The organism is Cereibacter changlensis JA139 (assembly GCF_003034985.1).
Taxonomy (GTDB): domain Bacteria; phylum Pseudomonadota; class Alphaproteobacteria; order Rhodobacterales; family Rhodobacteraceae; genus Cereibacter; species Cereibacter changlensis.
In genome coordinates this window covers 1-1,663 of record NZ_PZKG01000316.1, presented here as the reverse complement: position 1 = coordinate 1,663, position 1,663 = coordinate 1, and the positions used below count along the sequence as shown (strand labels likewise).

Sequence of the window (1,663 nt, the reverse complement as noted above, 5' to 3'; positions counted from 1 at the left end):
GCGGCCTGGACGGCGGTGGATGCGGCGGAGGACGAGGAGGCGGCTGCGACCGTGATCAATGGCGACGCCCCCGGCGCCATGGCCCGGGCCTGCGCCGGGCTCGGCATCCCCTTCGTGCAGATCTCCAGCGATTACGTCTTCGACGGCAGCGGCGAGACGCCCTGGACCCCCGACAGCCCCACCGGCCCGCTCGGCGCCTATGGCCGCTCCAAGTTGGCGGGCGAGGCGGCGGTGCGGGCGGCGGGCGGCGCCCATGCGATCCTGCGCACCTCCTGGGTGTTCTCGGCCCATGGCGCGAATTTCGTGAAGACCATGCTCCGGCTCGGGGCCAGCCGCGACAGCCTCTCGGTGATCGACGACCAGATGGGCGGGCCGACCCCGGCGGCCGCCATCGCCGCGGCCTGCCTGACCATGGCGCAAGCGCTGCAGCAGGACCCGGCGCTGTCGGGCGCCTACCACCTCTCCGGCGCCCCGGACGTCAGCTGGGCGGGCTTCGCCGCTGAGATCATGGGAGCCGCGGGCCTTGCCTGCCGCATCATCCCGATCCCCAGCCGCGACTATCCGCAGAAAGCGCCGCGTCCCGCCAATTCGCGTCTCGACAACAGCAGCCTCACCCAAGCCTTCGGCATCAAACGGCCCGCTTGGCGCGCCAGCCTCGCACAGGTTTTGGCGGAATTGAAGGATACCACGCAATGACCGCACGCAAGGGCATCATCCTCGCCGGGGGCTCCGGCACACGGCTCTACCCGATCACGCTCGGCGTCTCGAAACAGCTGATGCCGATCTACGACAAGCCGATGATCTACTATCCCCTGTCGGTGCTGATGCTGGCCGGGATCCGCGAGATCGCCATCATCACCACACCGCTCGATCAGGAGCAGTTCCGCCGCGCCCTGGGTGACGGCAGCCAGTGGGGCCTCACCCTCAGCTATGTGGTGCAGCCGCATCCGGGCGGGCTGGCGCAGGCCTATACGCTGACCGAAGACTTCCTCGACGGCGCGCCCTCCTGCATGGTGCTGGGCGACAACATCTTCTTCGGCCACGGCCTGCCGGAACTGTTGGCCGCGGCGGATGCGAAAGAGATGGGCGGCACGGTCTTCGGCTATCACGTCACCGATCCGGAGCGTTATGGCGTGGTGGCGATGGACGAATCCGGCCGGGTGACGCAAATCATCGAGAAACCCACGGTCCCGCCCTCGAATTACGCGGTGACCGGGCTCTATTTCCTCGACGGCCGCGCCAGCGAATTCGCCCGTCGGGTGAGACCCTCGGCGCGCGGCGAGGTGGAGATCACCTCGCTCCTGGAGATCTATCTCGAGGAGGGCACGCTGGAGGTGCAGCGCATGGGCCGGGGCTTCGCCTGGCTCGACACAGGCACCCATGGCAGCCTGCTCGACGCCGGCAATTTCGTGCGCACCCTGCAGGACCGGCAGGGGCTGCAGACTGGCTGCCCCGAGGAGATCGCTTTTGCGCTAGGCTGGATCAGCCGCGAGGATCTGGCAGAGACGGCCGGGCGGCTGTCGAAGAATGACTACGGTCGCTACCTGCGCAGCCTGTTGAATGAGTCCGCCGTCTAGACAATTCTCTATTCTCTCAAAGGCCTTGACGGAGCAACGCGAACCACAGCGAGAACTCTCCGCCGCTATCTTAGCCTTTAGATTAT

Annotated in this window: 2 protein-coding genes; both read left to right on the top strand. The window is 67.3% G+C overall.

The features are described from left to right. Positions 1-696: dTDP-4-dehydrorhamnose reductase (rfbD, locus tag C5F48_RS23615; RefSeq protein WP_107666104.1), on the top strand; the 696-nt coding region annotated here is incomplete at its 5' end. Beyond that, positions 693-1,577 carry a glucose-1-phosphate thymidylyltransferase RfbA gene (gene rfbA, locus C5F48_RS23610; RefSeq protein WP_107666103.1) on the top strand — a complete coding sequence of 295 codons (885 nt, stop codon included), beginning with the start codon at positions 693-695 and terminating at the stop codon, positions 1,575-1,577. The genes rfbD and rfbA, both read left to right, overlap by 4 nt. Positions 1,578-1,663: the final 86 nt, after the last annotated feature.

Excerpts from the sequence above, each read along its gene's own strand:
- rfbA (WP_107666103.1), top strand. The coding sequence starts at position 693 with ATGACCGCACGCAAGGGCATCATCCTCGCCGGGGGCTCCGGCACACGG.